This is a genomic window from Devosia sp. 1635 (genome assembly GCF_013185955.1).
GTDB lineage: Bacteria > Pseudomonadota > Alphaproteobacteria > Rhizobiales > Devosiaceae > Devosia.
This window is the reverse complement of sequence record NZ_JABAOM010000003.1, coordinates 504,122-522,871: the sequence shown is the minus strand read 5'-3', so window position 1 is coordinate 522,871 and position 18,750 is coordinate 504,122. Positions and strand designations below refer to the sequence as shown.

The following is an 18,750-nucleotide window of genomic DNA, read 5'->3' as shown; positions in this document are numbered from 1 at the left end:
CAAGGCCGAATTGACCAGACCGGGTGGCTGGTTGCGCATAGCTTGGCCAAGAGCTTCGGCAAGCGCGTCGTCGTGCGCGATGTTTCCATTGCCGTGCGGCGGGGCGAGGCTGTGGGCCTGCTGGGTCCCAACGGAGCGGGCAAGACTACGGTTTTCACCATGATCATGGGGCTGGTCAAACCCGATGCAGGCGATATCCGGCTCGATGGGCGACCAATTACCCACCTGCCGCTGTTCCAGCGCGGCCAGTTAGGCATTGGCTATTTGCCGCAGGAGCCATCGATATTCCGCGGCCTATCGGTGCGCGGCAACATCATGGCCGTTTTGGAGAACCATGTTCGGGGGCGCAAGGCACGCCAAGCGCGCCTGGAAGCCCTGCTCGACGAGTTTTCGATCTCGCACCTCGCCAAGGCCAACGCCTTGTCCCTTTCGGGCGGCGAACGCCGGCGGGTGGAACTGGCGCGCGCCTTGGCGGCCGACCCCGTGTTCATGCTTCTTGACGAACCCTTTGCCGGCGTCGATCCGATCGCGGTGGCCGAGGTCAAGGGCCTGGTTAAGCAGTTGACGCAACGCGGCATTGGCGTGCTCATCACCGATCACGCGGTGCGCGAAACCCTGGGTCTGGTGGATCGTGCTTATGTGATTCATGGGGGCAAGGTGATGATCCAGGGCAAGCCCGAAACGATCAGCGCCGACCCTGATGCCCGGCGCGTTTACCTCGGCGAAAATTTCGCCATCTGAACCGCAACCGCATTCTTGGCATGGAACTTGCCCTTGGCCCGCAACTGAGTCATGTTGCACGCGGGAAGCGCGGCAGAAGTGCCGCAAATGGGCGTGAGGACAGTTATGGCATTAGGGCCGCGGCTGGAGTTTCGGCAGGCGCAAAGCCTGACGCTGACGCCGCAATTGATGCAATCGATCCGGCTGTTGCAGTTGAGCCATCTCGAACTCAATGAGTTCGTCGACGCCGAATTACTGCGCAATCCGCTACTGGAGCGCGCTGAAGGCGACGGCGCGTCAGTGACGGGGGATATGACTGAGGCCGCTGACCAGCCAGAGACCGGCAGCGGTTTTGCTGACACACTGGACAGCGCGGTGCATTTGCCCACGGCCGAGGCCATTGCGGAGCACCTCGACACGGCCGTGGAAGATGTTTTCCCCGAACAGCACAGATCGGAGGGCCAAGTCTCGAGCGGTCGCGAGCGCGACAGTGTGGATTGGAGCGAGGCACCCGATCTGGACCAGTTCCTTTCGGCTCGCCCGAGGCTTTCGGAGCACCTGGAACGCCAGGCCAATCTGATCTTGCGGGCGGCTTCGGACCGCCTGATCGCCGGCGCCCTGATCGGGCAACTGGATGAGGCGGGTTATCTGAGTGCGCCGCTGGACACGATGGCCGAGCAACTCGGCGCTGAGTTGGCGGACGTGGAGGCTGTTCTCGGAGCGCTTCAAGGGTGTGAACCGGTCGGAGTGTTCGCGCGGGACCTTGCTGAGTGCCTTGCTATTCAGCTCAGGGAAGCCAATCGGTTGGACCCACTGATGCAGGGCCTGCTCGCTCATCTTCCGATGCTGGCCGAGCACAACCTTTCCGGTTTGCAAAGAGCCATCGGCTGCGATCGGGAAGATCTGCTCGACATGCTCGCTGAACTGCGCCGGCTTGATCCCCGTCCGGGCCTGGCCTTCGACTCTGGCCCGGCTGAAACAGTGGTGCCCGACGTGTTTGTGCGCCTTGCTCCTGATGGTGGCTGGGGCATCGAGCTCAACAGCGAGGTGCTGCCCCGAGTTTTAGTTGACCGGGTGTACTACGCCACCGTGTCCAAGCGGACGCGCGAGCCAGGCGACAAAGCCTTTCTGTCAGATTGCCTCGCCAGCGCCAATTGGCTGACCAAGAGCCTTGACCAGCGGGCCCAAACCATCATCAAGACGGCCGCGGAAATCGTGCGCCAGCAGGACGGTTTTTTGCGCCATGGCATCGCTTATCTGCGGCCGATGACCCTCAAAATGGTGGCCGACGCTATTGATATGCACGAATCAACCGTCAGCCGCGTCACCTCCAACAAATACTTGGCGACGCCGCGCGGGCTGTTCGAGATGAAATACTTCTTCACGACCGCCATTGCCGCGTCTGACGGCGGCGGTGACCATTCAGCCGAGGCGGTACGCCATCGTATCCGCCAGTTGATCGAAAGCGAATCGCTTAGCGATGTGCTGTCCGATGACACGATCGCGGCCATGCTTAAGCGCGAGCAGGGTATCGAATTGGCCCGGCGGACGGTCGCCAAGTATCGGGAAGGTATGAACATCCCCTCCTCGGTGATCCGCCGGCGCCAAAAACGAGATCTGGCGACAATGGCCTGAGACCGGCGCCTGTCCGCTTGCAACCGGCCGGTACGACCATGTTGCATAGGGCAGGTTCGAACCGAGGGGGCAAGTTACGCGTTGGGTGCGTGATGGCTGCAACCAGCTAGCCCAGGGAGTGGCACATTTAGTCGGCCCACCAAGGGTTACTCTGGCTACGGCGCATCAAGCGAGAACAAAAAGAAAGAGGATGCCATGAGCTTACGCGTTTCGGGAAAGAACATGGATGTCGGCGATGCCCTGCGCGGTCGTGCGGAGGAGCATATCGACGCAGCAGTGGGGAAGTATTTCGACGGCAATTATGACGGCCACCTCACCCTTACTCCCGACGGAACTGGCTTCCTGGCCGATTGTGTAGTGCATCTGGACACCGGAGCCGTGTTGCAGGCGAGCGCCCAGGGTGGCGACGCCATCGCCGCCTTCGAGCTGATGACGCAACACATCGAAAAGCGGTTGCGCCGGTATAACCGGAAGCTCAAGTCGCATCGGCGCGGTGGATTCGGCGTCGGCGACACCCAGGTGCCCGACGCCGACGGAACCGCGCAATACACGGTATTTGGTGCAGGCGATCAGCTTGAGGAACTTCCAGAAGATTATGCGCCACCTGTGATCGCGGAGACCACGAAAAACCTGCGCTCGCTGAGCGTGGAAGAGGCCGTCATGGAACTGGATATGACCAGCGCCGGGGCTGTGATGTTCCGCCACGCTGGACATGGCGGTCTGAATGTGGTTTACCGCCGCTCCGACGGCAATATTGGCTGGATCGATCCGGCGTTGGGCGCAAATTAGACCCGAGTAATTGCTGCACCAAGAATAATCTAGATTAAGGCTATAGTGATGGAGTTGGCCGACATTCTGGCTGAACGCGCGGTGCTTGCTTGTACGGGAGTGCAATCCAAGCAGCAGCTATTCCAAGAGCTTGCCCAACGGGCCGCCGAACTGACGGGACTCGAGCGCAACGACATCCTTGATGCCATTACCAATCGCGAAGCCCTGGGCTCGACGGGCCTGGGCAACGGGATCGCGATTCCACACGGAAAAACCGCCGGCATCAAACAGGTGACGGCGGTGTTTGCCCGGCTTGACCAGCCGATCGAGTTCGATGCAGTCGACGATCAGCCCGTAGACCTCGTCATGATGCTGCTGGCACCAGCCGGCGCGGGGGCGGATCACCTCAAGGCGCTGTCGCGGGTGGCCCGCTTGTTGCGCACCGAAAGCGTGGTCGAGGAGTTGCGCCGCGCCGGCGATGAAGCTCAGCTTTACGCCATTCTAAGCAGCCCATCGGACACCAACTACGCCGCGTGAGCCGCCGTTGGCGGCCGGCCTTCCAGTTGGATTCGCTTTAATGGACGGTAGCCAGCCCCAGATTGCGGGTGCCGAGCCATTCGCTAACGGCATCCTCGGTATCGGTTACCAGCAAGGGTGTGCCATCGGCAGACATGACGAGTTGATAAACCTCGTCAGTGTTGAACTCGGATTCCTCGATCATGGCCGACAGCACATCGCCGCCCACGGGCCGTACATAGGCCACCGCGCTGCCGCCAAGTGCGGCAAACTGGGCCCGCGTGAGAGACTTTAGCGGATTGGCCAAGGTCTCAGTGTAATTTTCAGTGTTACGCTTTTCGTACATAACTGGCCCTTTCCTCAAACTGAGCGAATTTCAATGCGCCGGGCAATCTTGGGCGCTTGGGGGCGCTCGATGGTAACAACGAGCAAACCGTGGCTTAAAGTTGCATCCCTAACGATCATGCCGTCGGCGAGCAGGAAGGAACGCTGGAACTGGCGGGCGGCAATGCCGCGATGCAGGAACTGACGCGCACCATCTTCCTTTTGCCGACCCCGCACGAGGACCTGCCCATCTTCGGCAGTCACTTCCAGATCGTCGGGCGAGAACCCGGCGACGGCAATCGATACCTGGAACTGTTCAGTCCCATCCGGAGCGGTTCTACGCTCTATGTTATAGGGCGGGTAGCCTTCGGCAGCCTTGGCCAGGCGGTCTACCCGCTCTTCCAGATTGTCGAAGCCCAACAAAAAGGGCGCAGAAAACACCGAGACACGCGACATGCAGCCGTCCTTGATCACAAGCAACGCATTGGCGCGGACCCAGAAAGAACGGCATCACGCGCCTTGCCAACATATGGTGGGCGCCCCGCGCTGTTCAAGGCGGCCCAATTTGCTCGCTGGTGACGGCTAGGCTCTTGCCTTGTGCCGCCTTTGGCCCTATAGAGCCGGCTTCTGCTGACCGCCCGGCCTCAGGCATGCCGTGGCGGTCTTTGAATGCGATAGGCCCTCTGTCTATCCTCGTAACACCAAGGACCCGCAAAATGCCCAAGATGAAGACTAAATCGGGCGCCAAGAAGCGTTTCAGCTTCACGGCAACCGGTCGCGTCAAGGCCGGCGTCGCCGGCAAGCGCCACCGCCTGATCAACCACTCGGCCAAGTATATTCGCACCAATCGTGGGACCAAAATCCTGCAGAAGGGCGATGAATCGCTGGTCAAGTGGTACATGCCGTACAACCGCTAACGCTCTCGAAAGGACCCTGACACATGTCACGCGTTAAAAGAGGCGTTACCAATCACGCCCGTCACAAGAAGGTCTTGAAGGCTGCCGAGGGTTATTACGGCCGTCGCAAGTCTACGATCCGCATTGCCAAGCAGGCAGTGGAAAAGGCCGGCCAGTACGCCTACCGCGACCGCCGCGTCAAGAAGCGCAACTTCCGCGCTCTCTGGATCCAGCGCATCAACGCTGCCGTGCGCGATCACGGATTGACCTATGGCCGATTTATCGACGGCCTCAGCAAGGCTGAGATTGCCGTTGACCGCAAGGTGCTCTCCGATCTCGCGATCACCGAGCCCGCAGCGTTCGGCGCACTGGTCGAAAAGGCCAAGGCAGCCCTGGCGTATCTGGAAGGCGTTGAAGCCACCACCCACGCCCGCGTTTCTGCCTAAGACTCTCCTTCGCTGAGGTCATCATTGCGCCTTGTGCCACCCGGAAGGGCTGGTGCAAGGCGCTTTGTTTTGGTCTAACCGCGTTCACTCAATCCGGATCTCCCCATGTCTCTTGATCAGCAGATCGATCTTCTCCGCGCCGAGCTTACCGACGCCATTGCCGCTGCCGCCGATGCCGGCGCGCTGGATGCGGTTCGCGTTGCCGCGCTGGGCAAGAAGGGCAGTGTTTCGGCGCTGCTAGCGTCCCTGGGCAGCATGGCCCCTGAAGAACGTAAATCGGCGGGTCCAGCGATCAACGGGCTCAAGAGTGAAATTGCCGGCCTGATCGAAGCTCGGGGGGCAGCGCTCGAGGCCGAAGCGCTCGCAGCACGTCTAGCAGCCGAAACGGTCGACATTACCCTGCCCCTGCAGCCGGCACCGACCGCCCGGGGCCGCATCCACCCCATCAGCCAGACGCTCGATGAGATCACCGCGATCTTTTCGGATATGGGCTTTTCCATCGCCGAAGGTCCCGATATCGAGACGGACTACTACAACTTCACCGCGCTCAATTTCCCCGAAGGCCATCCGGCCCGGGAAATGCATGACACCTTTTTCATGAAGCCCGGCCCTGACGGGGTCAAAAAGCTGCTGCGCACCCACACCTCGCCGGTCCAGGTCCGGGTGATGCAGAGAACCAATGAAAAGCCGGCCGCGAGCTATATCACGCCGTCCATGGATCCGCCGATCCGGGTGGTGATTCCTGGGCGCACCTATCGCAACGACTCCGACCAGACCCACACGCCCATGTTCCATCAGGTGGAGGGGCTGGTGATCGATAAGTCCAGCCATATCGGCCAGCTGCGCTGGGTGCTCGAGGAGTTCCTCAAGGCCTATTTCGAAGTGCCGAATGTGACGCTGCGCTTCCGGCCGAGCTTTTTTCCCTTCACCGAACCCAGCATGGAAGTGGATGTGCGTTGCGACCGCTCGGGCAATGAGGTCAAGATCGGCGAAGGCAATGATTGGCTCGAGATCCTGGGCTGCGGCATGGTGCATCCCAATGTGATCCGCAATGCCGGGCTCGATCCGGACGTTTATCAGGGCTTTGCCTGGGGTATGGGGATCGACCGCATCGCCATGCTTAAGTACGGCATGCCCGATCTGCGCCAGTTCTTTGACGCCGACCAGCGTTGGCTGGACCATTATGGGTTCCGCCCGCTGGACCTGCCAACCTTGTTTGGCGGGCTGTCGAGCTAACAGTTATGGCTGACCTGCCGCCCCCTTATCGCGATGCCGTCCAGTTCAGCTTCGGCGACTCGCCCGAGCTGGCGGATGAGCTGCTTGCCCTCGTGCTTGCCGGCAAGAAGACGGCAACCTGCGGCGCCTTGCGTGATTTTGGGCCAGGCAAGAAACCCCTGCCCCAGGCCGGACGGCGCGATGTCGTGCTGAATGGAGCGGGGGAACCTGCGGCGGTGATCGAGACCCTCTCAGTCGAGGTCAAGCGGTTCGATGAGATCGGTCCGGAGTTCAGCGACCTTGAGGGCGAGGGCCCCTATGCCGAGTGGCGGGCCGGCCATGAGCGTTACTTCGCTCGCAACGGTGGCTTTGCTCCCGACATGCCGGTGGTCTGCGAGCAGTTTCGGCTCGTTGAGGTACTGCCTGCCGGGCGCCCCGTCTATAATCAGGTGGCGCGGCCAATCTTTATTGTCACCGATATCGAGTCGGACGGCCCGACGCCGCTGCACAATTCGATGTTGAGCTTTGCCGCCGTCGCGGTTGAGGCCGACGGCACGCTACATGGCGAGTTCGAGGCCGTGCTGCAGCCGCGCCCGGATCGGCAGGCCAACGAAACCACCATGGCCTGGTGGCAAACGCAACCCGAAGCCTGGGCAGCGGCCACAACGGGGGCCGAGTCCGCCGAAACGGTATTGCCGCGCTTTGCCGATTGGGTGGAAAACCTGCCCGGACCCAAGGTCTTTGCTGCCGCCCCCTTGATGTTTGACGGCCTGTGGATGGACCATTATCTCGACCAGTTTGCCGGCACGCGAGTGCTGAGCGGCCCCTTCAAGGGCCGGCAGATCTTTCGCGGCGGCGGGGTGTGCCTTTACACCATGGCCGGAGCGCTGCGTGGTGCACCCTATCTCGATTGGGGGATGAGCAAGCTGCCGGCCGAGTTCTACGGCCATATCGCCCACACCCATCATGCGATCGACGATGCCCGCGGCTTTGCCCGAGTCCTTGTCGAATTGTTCAAGATTTCCCGCGCCCTGCCGCCGATTACCGGCAGCCAGAGCGACTTCCGTTAAGGTATGCGATCATGAAGTTTACCCTTGAATGGCTCCGCGAGCATCTCGACACCACAGCCTCCGTGGATGAGATCAGCAAATCGCTGACCATGATCGGCCTCGAAGTGGAAGGCGTGGAAGATCAGGGCGAAGCGCTGAAGAGCTTTGTGGTGGCCCATGTCGTTTCGGCCGAGCAGCACCCCAATGCCGACCGGCTGCGCGTGTGCAAGGTCGATGCGGGCAGCGGCGAGATGATCGATGTCGTGTGCGGCGCGCCCAATGCCCGGACCGGGCTCAAGACCGTGTTCGCGTTCCCCGGGACCTATATCCCGGGCAAGGACATGACTATCGGGGTAGGCAATATTCGCGGCGCCGCCTCCAATGGCATGCTGTGCTCGGCGGCCGAGCTCGACCTGTCGAGCGACCATGATGGCATCATCGAGCTGCCCGAAGATGCACCCGTCGGTCACCGCTATGTCGATTATGCCGGCATCAATGGCGTCGTCTTTGACATTTCGATCACGCCCAATCGCGGCGACGCCACTGGCGTTTATGGCATAGCCCGGGATCTGGCAGCCTTTGGCCTTGGCACATTGAAGCGCACCGACATGTCTCCCGTGGCCTCGAAGGGTCCGAGCCCATTGGCGCCCCTGCCGCACCAATTCGCCGAAGGCGAGCCCAAGGCCATCCGCAAATTCGCTGGCCGGGTCATTCGCAACATCAAGAATGGCCCCTCCCCTGAGTGGCTGCAAAGCCGCCTGCGCGCGGTGGGTCTGCGCCCCATCAATGCGGTGGTGGATATCACCAATCTGGTGTCGCTGGGCTGGGGGCGTCCGCTCCACGCCTACGACGCCGACAAAATCGTGGGCCAGCCAGTGCTGCGCAATGCGCGCCCCGGGGAGAGCCTTGATGGTCTCGACAACAAGCTCCACCCACTCGACGAAACCATGACGGTGATCGCCGACGAGCAGGGGCCGCTCTGCCTTGGCGGCATCATGGGCGGCGAACGCTCGGGTTGCACCGACGGCACCACCACGATCCTGATGGAATGCGCCAGCTGGGATCCTGATCTGATTGCCCGGACCGGACGCAAGACCGGCATTGTCTCGGATGCGCGTTACCGGCTGGAGCGTGGCGTTGACCCGGCGCTGACCGAACCTGGTCTTGAGTTGGCTACCCGACTGGTGCTGGAACTTTGCGGCGGAGAGCCGGCTGAGCCGGTGATCTCGGGCGAGGACGTCTTCCCCAATACGCGGGTAGAATTCCCGCTTCCGGAGGTCAAGCGCCTGACCGGCCTGACGGTTGAACCCGGCCGGATCGAGGCCATCCTCGAACGTCTCGGTTTTGCTGTGACCGGCGGTGGTGAGACGCGCGATGTCGCAGTGCCCAGCTGGCGGCCCGACATCACGCAAAAGGCCGATATCGTAGAAGAAGTGATGCGCATGGTGGGCGTTGATGCCGTCCCCGTCGAGCCGCTGCCCCGGCTGCACCACGTCGCCCCGCGCGTGTTGACGACCATGCAGAACCGGCGGCGTATTGCGCGGCGCCTGCTGGCCGCCCGCGGTTTGGACGAGGCCGTCACCTGGTCGTTCATCTCGCACAAGGAAGCCCTGCGCTTCGGCGGAGGCGGAGAGACCCTGCAGCTGGCCAATGCCATTGCTTCCGATATGACCGATATGCGCCCTTCCCTGCTGCCGGGCCTGCTGGCTGCAGCGCGGCGCAATTCCAATCGCGGCATTGAGGATCTTGCCCTATTCGAGGTCGGGCAGGTGTTCCTGTCCGACGCTCCCGAAGGCCAGCACACCTATGCCACTGGCATTCGCACCGGCACGGCCAAGCTGACCGGCAGCGGTCGCCGCTGGGACGGCAAGGCGGAACCCGTTGGCGTGTTCGACGCCAAGGCGGATCTCGCGGCCGTGCTCGATGCGCTTGGGGTTGATATCGAGAAGGTGCAGGTGCTGCCCGAAGCCGCCTCCTGGAGCCATCCCGGCCGTGGCGGGCGCCTGGCGCTCGGACCCAAGGTGACGCTGGGCTGGTTTGGCGAGCTGCACCCGGCCCTTAGTGCCGAGCTTGATCTTGTTGGGCCCGTCGCAGCCTTCGAGATCGATCTGGATGCCTTGCCCGAGCCCCGCCGCAAGCCGACGCGCACCAAGCCGGCCCTGCCGCTTTCCAGCCTCATGCCCCTGAGCCGTGACTTCGCCTTTGTGGTCGACAAGTCGGTGTCCGCCGGGACGATCATCAAGGCCGCCCGTGGTGCCGACAAGGCACTGATTACCGGCGTCGAGGTGTTCGATGTGTATGAAGGCACCCACGTCGGCGAGGGCAAGAAGTCAGTGGCGATCGCGGTAACGCTGCAGCCTACCGACAAAACCCTGACCGACGAGCAGATCGAAAAGGTTTCGGCCGCCGTGGTCAATGCCGTCACGAAGGCCAGCGGCGGCGTGCTCCGGACCTAGGAGCCTAGCGCCGGCGGGGCCGCTCGGCGCGCCAGGCCAGCACAGAGATCAACAGGCCCAGCGCCAGAACCGAGAGCAAGGGCCAATGGCGCCATTGGGCAAACGGTGTGCTGGCCAGCCGTTCGGACGGGCGCACATCGAGCGCGGCCATCTCCAGGGGCGCCAGTTGCCCGGTGATGCGGCCCAGCGGATCCGTGGCAAAGGTAATGCCAGTATTGGCCGCCCGGATCAGGCTTATCCCCTCTTCCACCGCCCGCACCCGGGCGTGATGGGCGTGTTGAGCCGGACCGATCGAGCCGTCGAACCAGGCATCATTGGTGATGTTGAACAAAAACTGGGCTTCGGCCGTGTCCCCCAGATCACCGGAAAACAGGATTTCGTAGCAGATCAGCGCCAATAGGGACGGCGTTCCCGGCAGGTTCAGCAAGCGCCGGCGCGCATCGCCATGGCCCCAGCCTTCCGCGCCGGGCACGAACTGCTTGATGCCAAGCTGGGCAAAGAAGTCCTGAAAGGGCAGGAACTCGCCAAAGGGCACCAGGTGAGCTTTGTCGTAGCTCTCGATCACCTCACCGTCGCTGTTGATCGCCAGAATGGCGTTGAAGGGCGGACCCGACGGACTGGTCGCGCCCGGAGCAAACTGCTGGCGCGGCGCCCCGGTGAGGAGGATGGTGTCGTCCGGCAGCATGCGCGCAATCCGCGCCAGCGCATCGGGATAGGACGCCACAAAGAAGGGTAGGCTAGATTCGGGCCAAACCAGATGGGTGATGTCGGCAAGACCCTGGTCCTGCGGATCCATCCGGATTTCCGACAGCATCAGCAGCCGGTCGATGAGGCCAGCCGGATCCACCCGGGCCCAGTTGGCATGCTCATACACCAAAGGCTGCACCAGGCGCATGGCGATATCGGTACGCTCGGCGACCGGGGTGCCTGCCAGCCGGTTGAAGCCATAGCCTAGCTGGCCAGCCAGGACCGCCAGCGACAGGAAGAACGGAAGCAGCCGCCGCGACAGCGGGCGCCCGTCAGCAGGCCAGATCAGGGCCGGCGTCATTGCCAGGAGGGCCGCAACAAAGGTGAGGCCATAAACGCCCACAAGGGCCGTCGCCTGCATCATCTCGGTTGTAGGCGTCAGGGCATAGCCAAGCAGGTCGAACGGAAAGCCGGTCAGCACATGGCCGCGCGCCCATTCGGCGGCGGTCACAAAGGTCGCGAGCGTCACAATGCGCCAAGGTCCGGTGGACCAGAGTAGGTGCGCGCCAGCGCTGCCCAACCCCCAAAACAAGGCGATCAAAGCAGCAAGGGCCAAGATGGCAAAGGGCATCAGCACCAGCATGACGCCGCCGTCCACAAAGAAAGCCGCGCCCAACCAGTGCAACGCGACTGTGAAATAGCCCCAGCCGAAAGCAAAACCAATGGCGAAGGCTGGTCCGAACAATCGCCGCCAGCCGCGGCCATGCTCGGCACCATCAAGGCACCAGACCCAGACGGGAAACGCCAGGAACAGCGCCGGCAACACGAACAAGGGGGGCACAGCGAGCCCTGCCATCGCCCCGGCCAGCACAAGCAGCATGAAACGGCGCCAACCATGGCTCAGCATGGCGGTCTCGGCCAGCCAGGTCATTGCGAACTACTGCGCGAATCGGGGTGCATGGGCGCAAGCTGGCTGCGCAAAGCCCCAGCGTCAAGGCGCTGCCCGAGGCACATTGGCGAGTTGATCGGTCTCGACACCGAAGGACGACGCCGCTAGAGCGATAGCTATGCAGACCCTGCCCATCACCCTCGCCATTGATACTGCTGCGCCCCGGCTGCAGCTCGCTGTGCTGCTCGCGGATGGAAGCGTGGATGTGCTAGTCGACGAGATCGCCACCGGCCATGCCGAATTGATCTTCGGGCGGCTCGCGGCGCTGCTGGAGCGCAATGGGTTGGGTTATGCCGATCTCGGGCGGGTGGCCGTCTCGACGGGGCCCGGTTCCTTTACCGGCTTGCGGATCGGGCTTTCCGCTGCCCGAGGCATAGCGTTGGCCCGGGGCATCCCGGTGGTGGGTGCCCCGACCCTTTTGGCCCTGTCCCTCTCCGCTCCAAGCGAGGGGCCGATAGCGGTGCTGCTCGATGCGCGGCGGGGTGAGGCCTATTCCCAGACTTTCAGCACTAGAGGCGTTCCGGCCGGTGCAGCGCAATTGCTGCCCATGGCGCAAGCGGAAGCTGCGGTGCCAGCAGGGGCAACTCTGCTGCGCGGCCCCTTCATCGATGTCAGCTTGCTGGCCCGCTTTGGGGCTACCGCTGATCCGGCCGACTATCCCCCGGAAGCTGCCTATGTGCGCGAAGCAGATGCCAAGCCCCAGGCTGCCGCCCGCATACCCCGGCTCGCCCCGTGAGAAAGCTGTGGCTGGGGCCGCATGGCCTGCATGTGGAGCCCGCCCAGGTAGGCGATGCCGAGGTCTTGGCCGCTATTCACGCCCAGGGCTTCTTTCGTGGCTGGTCTCGCGAGGAGTTTGCCGACTTCCTCCAGGAAACGGAATGCACTACCCTGGTCGCCTGTGACCCACGGCGCCAAGTTGCCGGTTTCATCCTGGTGCGACTGATTGGTGATGAGGCGGAATTGCTCAGCATTGCCGTTGAGCCTAAATGGCGGGGCAAGCGGGTGGGCCAGGCTCTGCTGCGAGCGGCTCTGGATGATCTGCTGTTTACCAATGCCCGCCGCATGTTCCTGGAAGTGGATGAGCGCAACAGTGCAGCGCTGCGACTTTATCGCAGTCATGGCTTTGTGGAAGTGGGTAGGCGCAAGGGCTATTATCCCCGCCCGGATGGTTCGGCAGCCACCGCGCTTGTCATGGCCGCCGATCTTGGCTAACTCCTTCCCATAGCCTTGGCAGGACCCGCTTGTGAGCAAGACCAGCAGCGAACCGACCCTGGAAGAGGCCTGTGTGGCGCAGGGCATGCGCATGACCGACCAGCGCCGGATCATCGCCCGCGTGATCCAGGACAGTGCTGACCATCCCGTCGTCGAGGAATTGCACCGGCGCGCAGCGGCGATCGACGCCGGCATCTCACTATCCACAGTCTACCGGACGCTCAACCTGTTTGAGGAAGCCGGCCTTGTCACCAAGCACGATTTCAAGGATGGACGCGCCCGGTTCGAACTGATTCCCGACGAGCACCACGACCACCTCATCGATGTTCGAAGCGGAAGGGTGATCGAGTTCCGCAACGAGGAAATCGAGGCGATCCAGGAAGTGATTGCCAAGCGGCTGGGATACCGGCTGGTGGATCATCGCCTTGAGCTTTATGCCGTGCCGATCGAAACCGGATCCAAGCCCGCCAAGGGCGAGCCGCAGTAGCACTGCCGTCCCAAGTTAACACTAACCGCCGAGCCTTCTAGCGTTAACGAGCCTTCGACGAGTACAGCATCCTTGCTGGCGCTGCAGGGAGGTTGGCGTGGCTTGGCAATTGATCGCGATCTGGACGCTAGTGGTGCCCGCCGTGCTGTGGTTTGCAGTGGATGAGCGCCAAGAGCATCGTCGCCGGCGGAGGGCGGCCCGGCTCTACCCTTCCCCTGCCCCACGAGCCGCGGCAGAGGCTCAAAACGCTCAGACTTTTCCCGGCCTTTCGCCCGCCTACCGCGCCTTCCTGCAGACCACAGGCAATCAGCCCTATACCTGATCGAGCTTCGATTTCAGCCGCGCCAAAATGTCGGCGGCTTTCACCAGCAAGGCCATGTCGATATCTTCTTCGCTCATGGTTTCGGACGTGTTGGCCCAAACCGGGATATCCAGATCGTGGCGCTGTTCGCGCCCATCGCGTATTTCGGTCAGCACGGCGCGCACCTTGCCAGTTACGCGGTGAGGCAAGCGGGGATGGGCGCTTTTATGCGCTACGGCAATGTCGATAAGTTGGTAAGTCAAACGGTTACGGCCCTGTGGACAGGCAACGATGCTGGACGTTTAGCGTTCCAGCCCAGTTAACCGCCTCGAACTAAAGGCGGTTCTCCACAGCGTGCGGGAGGGTCAAACGCGCACGGCGTGCTCTACGCGACCAGCATCACCAAAAACGCGCAGATAACGCTCAATTTCGCTTTTCTCGCCAGTTGCCTTGGCCGGATTATCGGACAGCTTGACCGCCGGCCGCCCATTGGCCTCGCTGACCTTGATGACGATCGAAATTGGGTCCAGTCCCGGATTGGGCTCTGGCGCGCAGCCTTCAAAATCATTGGTCAGGTTGGTGCCCCAGCCAAAGGCCATGCGCACGCGCCCGTCGAAGTGCAAATAGGCCTCTTCGATCATGTCGACATCGAGCCCATCGGAAAAGATCAGCAATTTGTCACGCGGGTCGCGCCCCCGCTCCTGCCACCAACGGATGATGCGTTCGCCGCCGGCAATAGCGGGGGCACTATCTGGGCGGAAGCCAGTCCAGTCGGCAACCCAATCGGGGGCATGCTTGAGAAAGGAATCAGTGCCGAAGGCATCGGGCAGCACGATCTTGAGATTGCCGCCATAATAGCTTTCCCAGTCCTGCAGCACGCCATAGGGGGCCTGGCGCAGGGCGTCATCGGTCTTGGCCAGCGCCGCGAGGACCATTGGGAGCTCATGCGCATTGGTGCCGAGAGCCTCGAGATCGGTATCCATGGCCAGCATGACATTGGAGGTACCGGTAAAAGCTTCCCCGATCCCTTCCTTGAGCGCCTCGACGCACCAGCGCTGCCAGAGGAAAGAATGGCGACGGCGTGTGCCAAAATCGGAAATGCGCAATTCCGGCAGCTTTTGCAGCCGTTCCACCTTTTCCCACATCTTGGCCTTGGCCCGGGCGTAGAGCACATCAAGCGTGAAGGGCCCGTAGCGCTTCATCGCGGCCCGGCTGCGCAACTCGTTGATGATTGAAAGTGCGGGAATCTCCCACATCGAGGTTTCCAACCACTTGCCTGGAAATTCCAGCACGAACTGACCGTCGCGCTGCTCCAGATGGTATTCCGGCAGCCGGAAGTCTTCGAGCCATTGCAGAAAGGCTGGCTCGAAAATCTGGCGCGAGCCGTAAAAGGTATTGCCGGCCAGCCAGATCATTTCCTTTTTGGAGAAGCGCAGAGTGCGCGCGTGATCAAGCTGGGCGCGCAACTCGGCGATGTCGATCTCATGGGCAAGCTGAACCGAGCGGGTGCGGTTGATCAGGGAGAAGGTGACGTCGATCTTGGGGTACAAGCCCCAGATCATCTGAAGCATCAATAGCTTATAGAAGTCGGTGTCCAGAAGGCTCCGGATGATCGGGTCGAGCTTCCAGGTATGATCATAGACCCGCCGAGCGATATCTGTTGTGGGCACGCGGTTCACCTCCAGCTGACGCGGCCGCCTTGTAGCGCGGCGGGCGGTGGATGGAAAGCGGCTGCAGCGGGTTGGGTCGCCGAGTGATTGAGAACCCTCGAGCGGGGCTCAACCCCGAGACAAGTCTCGTCAGGGAAGTTATCGAAGGATTGGTGGAGCCAAGCGGGATCGAACCGCTGACCTCTTGCATGCCATGCAAGCGCTCTCCCAGCTGAGCTATGGCCCCATCTTTTCGGGTTCGTCCGGGTCATTCCCGTCCGAAGCGAGGCGGAACCTATTGGATGCTCCGTCCCCTTGCAAGTGCCTAAATGACACTTTTTTATTTCGCCGGCCGAAAGCTTGGCCGGCGAAAAAATTCAAGCGAAATCAACGATCCTCGTCGCCGCCAACATCGAATGCCAGGCTGTCGTCCTCGTCGTCTTCCTCTTCCAGGAACACGTCTTCGTCGTCGCCGAGTTCCTCGTCGACCTCGACATCCTCGACATCAGGGATCTCGTCCTCGCCGGCTTCTTCAGCATCGGCGTCCTCGAGCGAAACGATCTCGGGCGCTGCCGCGTCCACGACCTCGTCTTCTTCTTCCGTCTCGTCTTCTTCCTCAACTTTCCGGGCGGTTGCCGGGGAAGCCTTGCCGACCAGCACCTGCTCGAAGTAGGACCGCGGATAGCTCTTGCCGGTATAAGGCGAAACGATCGGGTCCATGTTGAGGTCGTAGAACTTCTTGCCGGTGTCGGGATCGGTCCGCTTGGTGCCGCGTTCGGAACTGGCCATGGGTGGTCCTCGTCGATGGGAGAGCGCGGGGCAAGCCCCGCATTGGCTCGTCCGGTTATGGGCAAACCTTGCCCCTGTCAAACCGAAAATGCTAAGCCCGCCCCGCCGTTCCAGCCGCCCGGAGAAAGCCATGATCATCGCCGTCGACGGACCCGCTGCTTCGGGCAAGGGCACGCTCGCGAGCGGCCTCGCCCGCCATTACGGGCTGCCGCATCTGGATACGGGCCTGTTGTACCGCGCTGTCGGGCAGGCGGTGGACGGCTTTGAGGACGCCCCGGATTTTCAGAACCGCGCCATCGCAGCGGCCCGGAAGCTTGATGAGGGGGACTTGCAGTCCGAACTACTGCTTTCGGCGCGGGCGGGCCAGTTGGCGTCCAAAGTCGCCGTGATTGGAGAAGTCCGTCAGGCACTCTTTGACTATCAGCGCCAGTTTGCCCTGCAGGAGGGCGGTGCCGTACTCGATGGTCGCGACATCGGTACCGTGATCTGCCCCGAGGCGGATGCTAAGCTCTTTATCCAGGCTGATTCCAAGGCGCGCATGGAAAGGCGAGCCCGCCAGCTGGAAATGCGCGGTCAGGTGGTTGATCGCTACGCCCTTTATCACCAAATAGAAGAGCGGGATGCCCGGGACATGGCCAATCCCCATGGCGGTTTTTACAAGGCAGCGGACGCGCACTTGCTCGACACCACGCTTCTCGATATAGAAGCCGCACTCCGCGCGGCCATCGCTATTGTCGATGGAGCCATCAGGCGCAAGGCAGGGCTCGTGCCCTAATTCAATCCTTGTGCATGCAGGCTTCGGCTGCCGGGCAGAATACCCAACATTGCCGTTCCGATCGGGCGCCCGCGCGCCGGCATCTGACCAACAGATGGCGAGCCCCCATTGCGACAATGCCAACCCCCAACCGCCGGCGCATCTGGAGATGAATTTGGCACAGCAAACTGTGACTAAAGAAGATTTTGAATCCCTGTTGATGGACTCGTTCATCGACAACGAGCCTTTGGAAGGCACCGTCGTTAAGGGAACCGTGGTCGCGATCGAAAAGGATCTGGCGATCATCGATGTCGGTCTAAAGACCGAAGGGCGCATTGCGCTCAAGGAATTCGGCCAGGCTGGCCGTGACGGCACCATCACCGTCGGCTCGGTCGTGGAAGTCTATGTCGATCGCGTCGAGAACGCGATGGGCGAAGCGGTGCTGAGCCGCGAGAAGGCCCGCCGTGAAGAGAGCTGGGTCAAGCTCGAAGAAATGTACAACAATAACGAGCGCGTTGAAGGCACGATCTTCAACCAGGTCAAGGGCGGCTTCACGGTCGACCTCGAAGGCGCCATCGCCTTCCTGCCGCGCTCGCAGGTCGATATCCGCCCAATCCGCGATATCGCTCCCCTGATGAACGTTCCCCAGCCCTTCCAGATCCTCAAGATGGACAAGCGCCGCGGCAATATCGTCGTGTCGCGTCGCGCCATTCTGGAAGAATCCCGCGCTGAACAGCGTTCGGAAATCGTCCAGCAGCTGGAAGAAGGTCAGGTTGTCGACGGCGTGGTCAAGAACATCACCGATTACGGTGCGTTCGTGGACCTCGGCGGTATCGATGGTCTGCTCCACGTCACCGACATCGCTTGGCGCCGGGTCAATCACCCGTCCGAAGTGCTCACGATCGGCGAGACCATCAAGGTCCAGATCGTGCGCATCAACCACGAATCGCACCGCATCAGCCTGGGCATGAAGCAGTTGCAGGCCGATCCGTGGGAAGGCATCGAAGCCAAGTACCCGATCAACGCCAAGTTCTCCGGTCGCGTCACCAACATCACCGACTACGGTGCGTTTGTGGAGCTGGAGCCAGGCATTGAAGGCCTGATCCACGTCTCAGAAATGAGCTGGACCAAGAAGAACGTCCACCCCGGCAAGATCGTCTCCACCTCTCAGGAAGTGGAAGTGGTGGTGCTCGAGGTCGATCCCGACAAGCGCCGTATCTCGCTTGGCCTCAAGCAGACCCTGGCCAATCCGTGGGAATCGTTTGCTGACAAGTTCCCCGTGGGTTCGGTCATCGAAGGCGAAGTCAAGAACAAGACCGAATTTGGTTTGTTCATCGGCCTCGAAGGCGATGTGGACGGCATGGTGCACCTCAGCGACCTCGATTGGCAGAAGTCCGGCGAAATCGCGCTCGACGACTACAACCGCGGCGACATGGTGCAGGCCAAGGTGCTCGACGTCGATGTCGAGAAGGAACGTATCTCCCTGGGTATCAAGCAGCTAGCCACCGGCGAGACTGCATCCTCGGCTGAGGGCGAGACCGGCGGCATCCGCAAGGGCGCTGTGGTCACCGGCACCGTGATCGACGTCAACGATGGCGGCATTGAAGTCAAGCTGGCCGATAGCGACATGACGGCCTTCATCCGCCGCGCCGACCTGTCGCGTGATCGCAACGACCAGCGTCCCGAGCGTTTCAGCAAGGGCGAAAAGGTCGACGCACGCGTCACCCAGTACGATCGCAAGACCTCGCGCATCCAGCTCTCGATCAAGGCGCTGGAAATTGCCGAGGAAAAGGAAGCCGTGGCCAATTACGGTTCCTCCGATTCGGGCGCTTCGCTCGGTGACATCCTGGGCGCTGCGCTCAAGGGTCGCGACAACAACTAAGATCGGCTTCATGCC

Annotated in this window: 19 protein-coding genes, 1 tRNA gene and 1 pseudogene; 14 read left to right on the top strand and 7 right to left on the bottom strand. The window is 62.0% G+C overall.

What is annotated here, in order from left to right; all coding sequences use genetic code 11:
* Nucleotides 1-21: 21 nt before the first annotated feature.
* The 4 genes and pseudogenes from lptB to ptsN form a co-directional block, all read left to right on the top strand.
* A pseudogene (gene lptB, locus HRU92_RS14810) lies at nucleotides 22-741 on the top strand (LPS export ABC transporter ATP-binding protein); the annotation flags it as partial.
* A 105-nt stretch (nucleotides 742-846) separates the two neighbouring features.
* Nucleotides 847-2,355, top strand: a complete 1,509-nt coding sequence (rpoN, locus tag HRU92_RS14805; protein WP_172121766.1) for an RNA polymerase factor sigma-54 — start codon at nucleotides 847-849, stop codon at nucleotides 2,353-2,355.
* 195 nt (nucleotides 2,356-2,550) lie between these two features.
* Entirely contained in the window at nucleotides 2,551-3,144 is a 594-nt protein-coding gene (gene raiA / locus HRU92_RS14800; RefSeq protein ID WP_127755059.1) for a ribosome-associated translation inhibitor RaiA, read from the top strand.
* 48 nt (nucleotides 3,145-3,192) lie between these two features.
* The gene (ptsN, locus tag HRU92_RS14795) at nucleotides 3,193-3,660 is read left to right on the top strand and encodes a PTS IIA-like nitrogen regulatory protein PtsN (RefSeq protein ID WP_127755058.1); all 468 of its coding nucleotides are present in this window, start codon (nucleotides 3,193-3,195) and stop codon (nucleotides 3,658-3,660) included.
* Nucleotides 3,661-3,697: 37 nt separating this feature from the next.
* Here the strand turns inward: ptsN and HRU92_RS14790 are convergent, their stop codons facing one another.
* A complete protein-coding gene (locus HRU92_RS14790) occupies nucleotides 3,698-3,985 on the bottom strand; it encodes a DUF1150 family protein (protein WP_173088427.1) in 288 nt (95 codons plus the stop codon).
* A gap of 14 nt (nucleotides 3,986-3,999) precedes the next feature.
* Nucleotides 4,000-4,419: an Hsp20 family protein gene (locus tag HRU92_RS14785; protein ID WP_172124737.1), complete on the bottom strand. Its 420-nt coding sequence runs from the start codon at nucleotides 4,417-4,419 to the stop codon at nucleotides 4,000-4,002.
* A 260-nt stretch (nucleotides 4,420-4,679) separates the two neighbouring features.
* Between HRU92_RS14785 and rpmI the strand changes: the two genes are divergently transcribed.
* From rpmI to pheT, 5 genes are all read left to right on the top strand, one after another.
* The gene (gene rpmI, locus HRU92_RS14780) at nucleotides 4,680-4,880 is read left to right on the top strand and encodes a 50S ribosomal protein L35 (protein ID WP_127755056.1); all 201 of its coding nucleotides are present in this window, start codon (nucleotides 4,680-4,682) and stop codon (nucleotides 4,878-4,880) included.
* 23 nt (nucleotides 4,881-4,903) lie between these two features.
* Nucleotides 4,904-5,305, top strand: a complete 402-nt coding sequence (gene rplT / locus HRU92_RS14775; RefSeq protein WP_127755055.1) for a 50S ribosomal protein L20 — start codon at nucleotides 4,904-4,906, stop codon at nucleotides 5,303-5,305.
* Nucleotides 5,306-5,410: 105 nt separating this feature from the next.
* Entirely contained in the window at nucleotides 5,411-6,541 is a 1,131-nt protein-coding gene (gene pheS, locus HRU92_RS14770) for a phenylalanine--tRNA ligase subunit alpha (protein WP_172121765.1), read from the top strand.
* Between the two features lie 5 nt (nucleotides 6,542-6,546).
* The gene (locus HRU92_RS20885) at nucleotides 6,547-7,590 is read left to right on the top strand and encodes an ASCH domain-containing protein (RefSeq protein ID WP_173088425.1); all 1,044 of its coding nucleotides are present in this window, start codon (nucleotides 6,547-6,549) and stop codon (nucleotides 7,588-7,590) included.
* A gap of 11 nt (nucleotides 7,591-7,601) precedes the next feature.
* Nucleotides 7,602-10,025 carry a phenylalanine--tRNA ligase subunit beta gene (gene pheT, locus HRU92_RS14760; RefSeq protein ID WP_172121764.1) on the top strand — a complete coding sequence of 808 codons (2,424 nt, stop codon included), beginning with the start codon at nucleotides 7,602-7,604 and terminating at the stop codon, nucleotides 10,023-10,025.
* A 4-nt stretch (nucleotides 10,026-10,029) separates the two neighbouring features.
* On the opposite strand, the gene lnt is transcribed toward pheT, so the two are convergent.
* Nucleotides 10,030-11,643, bottom strand: coding sequence for an apolipoprotein N-acyltransferase (gene lnt, locus HRU92_RS14755; RefSeq protein WP_172121763.1), 1,614 nt, complete (start codon nucleotides 11,641-11,643; stop codon nucleotides 10,030-10,032).
* A gap of 136 nt (nucleotides 11,644-11,779) precedes the next feature.
* On the opposite strand from lnt, the gene tsaB reads away from it, so the two are divergent.
* From tsaB to HRU92_RS14740, 3 genes are all read left to right on the top strand, one after another.
* Entirely contained in the window at nucleotides 11,780-12,397 is a 618-nt protein-coding gene (gene tsaB, locus HRU92_RS14750) for a tRNA (adenosine(37)-N6)-threonylcarbamoyltransferase complex dimerization subunit type 1 TsaB (RefSeq protein ID WP_172121762.1), read from the top strand.
* Complete coding sequence (gene rimI, locus HRU92_RS14745) at nucleotides 12,394-12,873, top strand: ribosomal protein S18-alanine N-acetyltransferase (protein ID WP_127755050.1); 480 nt, start codon at nucleotides 12,394-12,396, stop codon at nucleotides 12,871-12,873. Before tsaB ends, rimI begins: the two co-directional genes overlap by 4 nt.
* Before the next feature lie 85 nt (nucleotides 12,874-12,958).
* The gene (locus HRU92_RS14740) at nucleotides 12,959-13,360 is read left to right on the top strand and encodes a Fur family transcriptional regulator (protein ID WP_127755392.1); all 402 of its coding nucleotides are present in this window, start codon (nucleotides 12,959-12,961) and stop codon (nucleotides 13,358-13,360) included.
* A 312-nt stretch (nucleotides 13,361-13,672) separates the two neighbouring features.
* On the opposite strand, the gene HRU92_RS14735 is transcribed toward HRU92_RS14740, so the two are convergent.
* From HRU92_RS14735 to HRU92_RS14720, 4 genes are all read right to left on the bottom strand, one after another.
* The gene (locus tag HRU92_RS14735) at nucleotides 13,673-13,924 is read right to left on the bottom strand and encodes a hypothetical protein (protein ID WP_172121760.1); all 252 of its coding nucleotides are present in this window, start codon (nucleotides 13,922-13,924) and stop codon (nucleotides 13,673-13,675) included.
* 102 nt (nucleotides 13,925-14,026) lie between these two features.
* The gene (pncB, locus tag HRU92_RS14730) at nucleotides 14,027-15,331 is read right to left on the bottom strand and encodes a nicotinate phosphoribosyltransferase (protein ID WP_172121759.1); all 1,305 of its coding nucleotides are present in this window, start codon (nucleotides 15,329-15,331) and stop codon (nucleotides 14,027-14,029) included.
* A gap of 150 nt (nucleotides 15,332-15,481) precedes the next feature.
* Nucleotides 15,482-15,557: transfer RNA gene (locus HRU92_RS14725), tRNA-Ala, on the bottom strand.
* Nucleotides 15,558-15,697: 140 nt separating this feature from the next.
* Nucleotides 15,698-16,099, bottom strand: coding sequence for a TIGR02300 family protein (locus HRU92_RS14720; RefSeq protein WP_127755047.1), 402 nt, complete (start codon nucleotides 16,097-16,099; stop codon nucleotides 15,698-15,700).
* Between the two features lie 130 nt (nucleotides 16,100-16,229).
* On the opposite strand from HRU92_RS14720, the gene HRU92_RS14715 reads away from it, so the two are divergent.
* Nucleotides 16,230-16,874, top strand: coding sequence for a (d)CMP kinase (locus tag HRU92_RS14715; RefSeq protein WP_172121758.1), 645 nt, complete (start codon nucleotides 16,230-16,232; stop codon nucleotides 16,872-16,874).
* Nucleotides 16,875-16,968: 94 nt separating this feature from the next.
* A complete protein-coding gene (rpsA, locus tag HRU92_RS14710) occupies nucleotides 16,969-18,735 on the top strand; it encodes a 30S ribosomal protein S1 (protein WP_282567568.1) in 1,767 nt (588 codons plus the stop codon).
* Nucleotides 18,736-18,750 lie beyond the last annotated feature (15 nt).

Coding starts and splice junctions, on each gene's coding strand:
- rplT (WP_127755055.1), top strand. CDS start 4,904: ATGTCACGCGTTAAAAGAGGCGTTACCAATCACGCCCGTCACAAGAAG.
- pheT (WP_172121764.1), top strand. CDS start 7,602: ATGAAGTTTACCCTTGAATGGCTCCGCGAGCATCTCGACACCACAGCC.
- HRU92_RS14740 (WP_127755392.1), top strand. CDS start 12,959: ATGCGCATGACCGACCAGCGCCGGATCATCGCCCGCGTGATCCAGGAC.
- HRU92_RS14785 (WP_172124737.1), bottom strand. CDS start 4,419: ATGTCGCGTGTCTCGGTGTTTTCTGCGCCCTTTTTGTTGGGCTTCGAC.
- HRU92_RS14790 (WP_173088427.1), bottom strand. CDS start 3,985: ATGTACGAAAAGCGTAACACTGAAAATTACACTGAGACCTTGGCCAAT.
- rpsA (WP_282567568.1), top strand. CDS start 16,969: ATGGCGAGCCCCCATTGCGACAATGCCAACCCCCAACCGCCGGCGCAT.
- tsaB (WP_172121762.1), top strand. CDS start 11,780: ATGCAGACCCTGCCCATCACCCTCGCCATTGATACTGCTGCGCCCCGG.
- raiA (WP_127755059.1), top strand. CDS start 2,551: ATGAGCTTACGCGTTTCGGGAAAGAACATGGATGTCGGCGATGCCCTG.
- rpoN (WP_172121766.1), top strand. CDS start 847: ATGGCATTAGGGCCGCGGCTGGAGTTTCGGCAGGCGCAAAGCCTGACG.
- lnt (WP_172121763.1), bottom strand. CDS start 11,643: ATGACCTGGCTGGCCGAGACCGCCATGCTGAGCCATGGTTGGCGCCGT.
- HRU92_RS14720 (WP_127755047.1), bottom strand. CDS start 16,099: ATGGCCAGTTCCGAACGCGGCACCAAGCGGACCGATCCCGACACCGGC.
- pheS (WP_172121765.1), top strand. CDS start 5,411: ATGTCTCTTGATCAGCAGATCGATCTTCTCCGCGCCGAGCTTACCGAC.
- HRU92_RS14715 (WP_172121758.1), top strand. CDS start 16,230: ATGATCATCGCCGTCGACGGACCCGCTGCTTCGGGCAAGGGCACGCTC.
- HRU92_RS20885 (WP_173088425.1), top strand. CDS start 6,547: ATGGCTGACCTGCCGCCCCCTTATCGCGATGCCGTCCAGTTCAGCTTC.
- ptsN (WP_127755058.1), top strand. CDS start 3,193: ATGGAGTTGGCCGACATTCTGGCTGAACGCGCGGTGCTTGCTTGTACG.
- rpmI (WP_127755056.1), top strand. CDS start 4,680: ATGCCCAAGATGAAGACTAAATCGGGCGCCAAGAAGCGTTTCAGCTTC.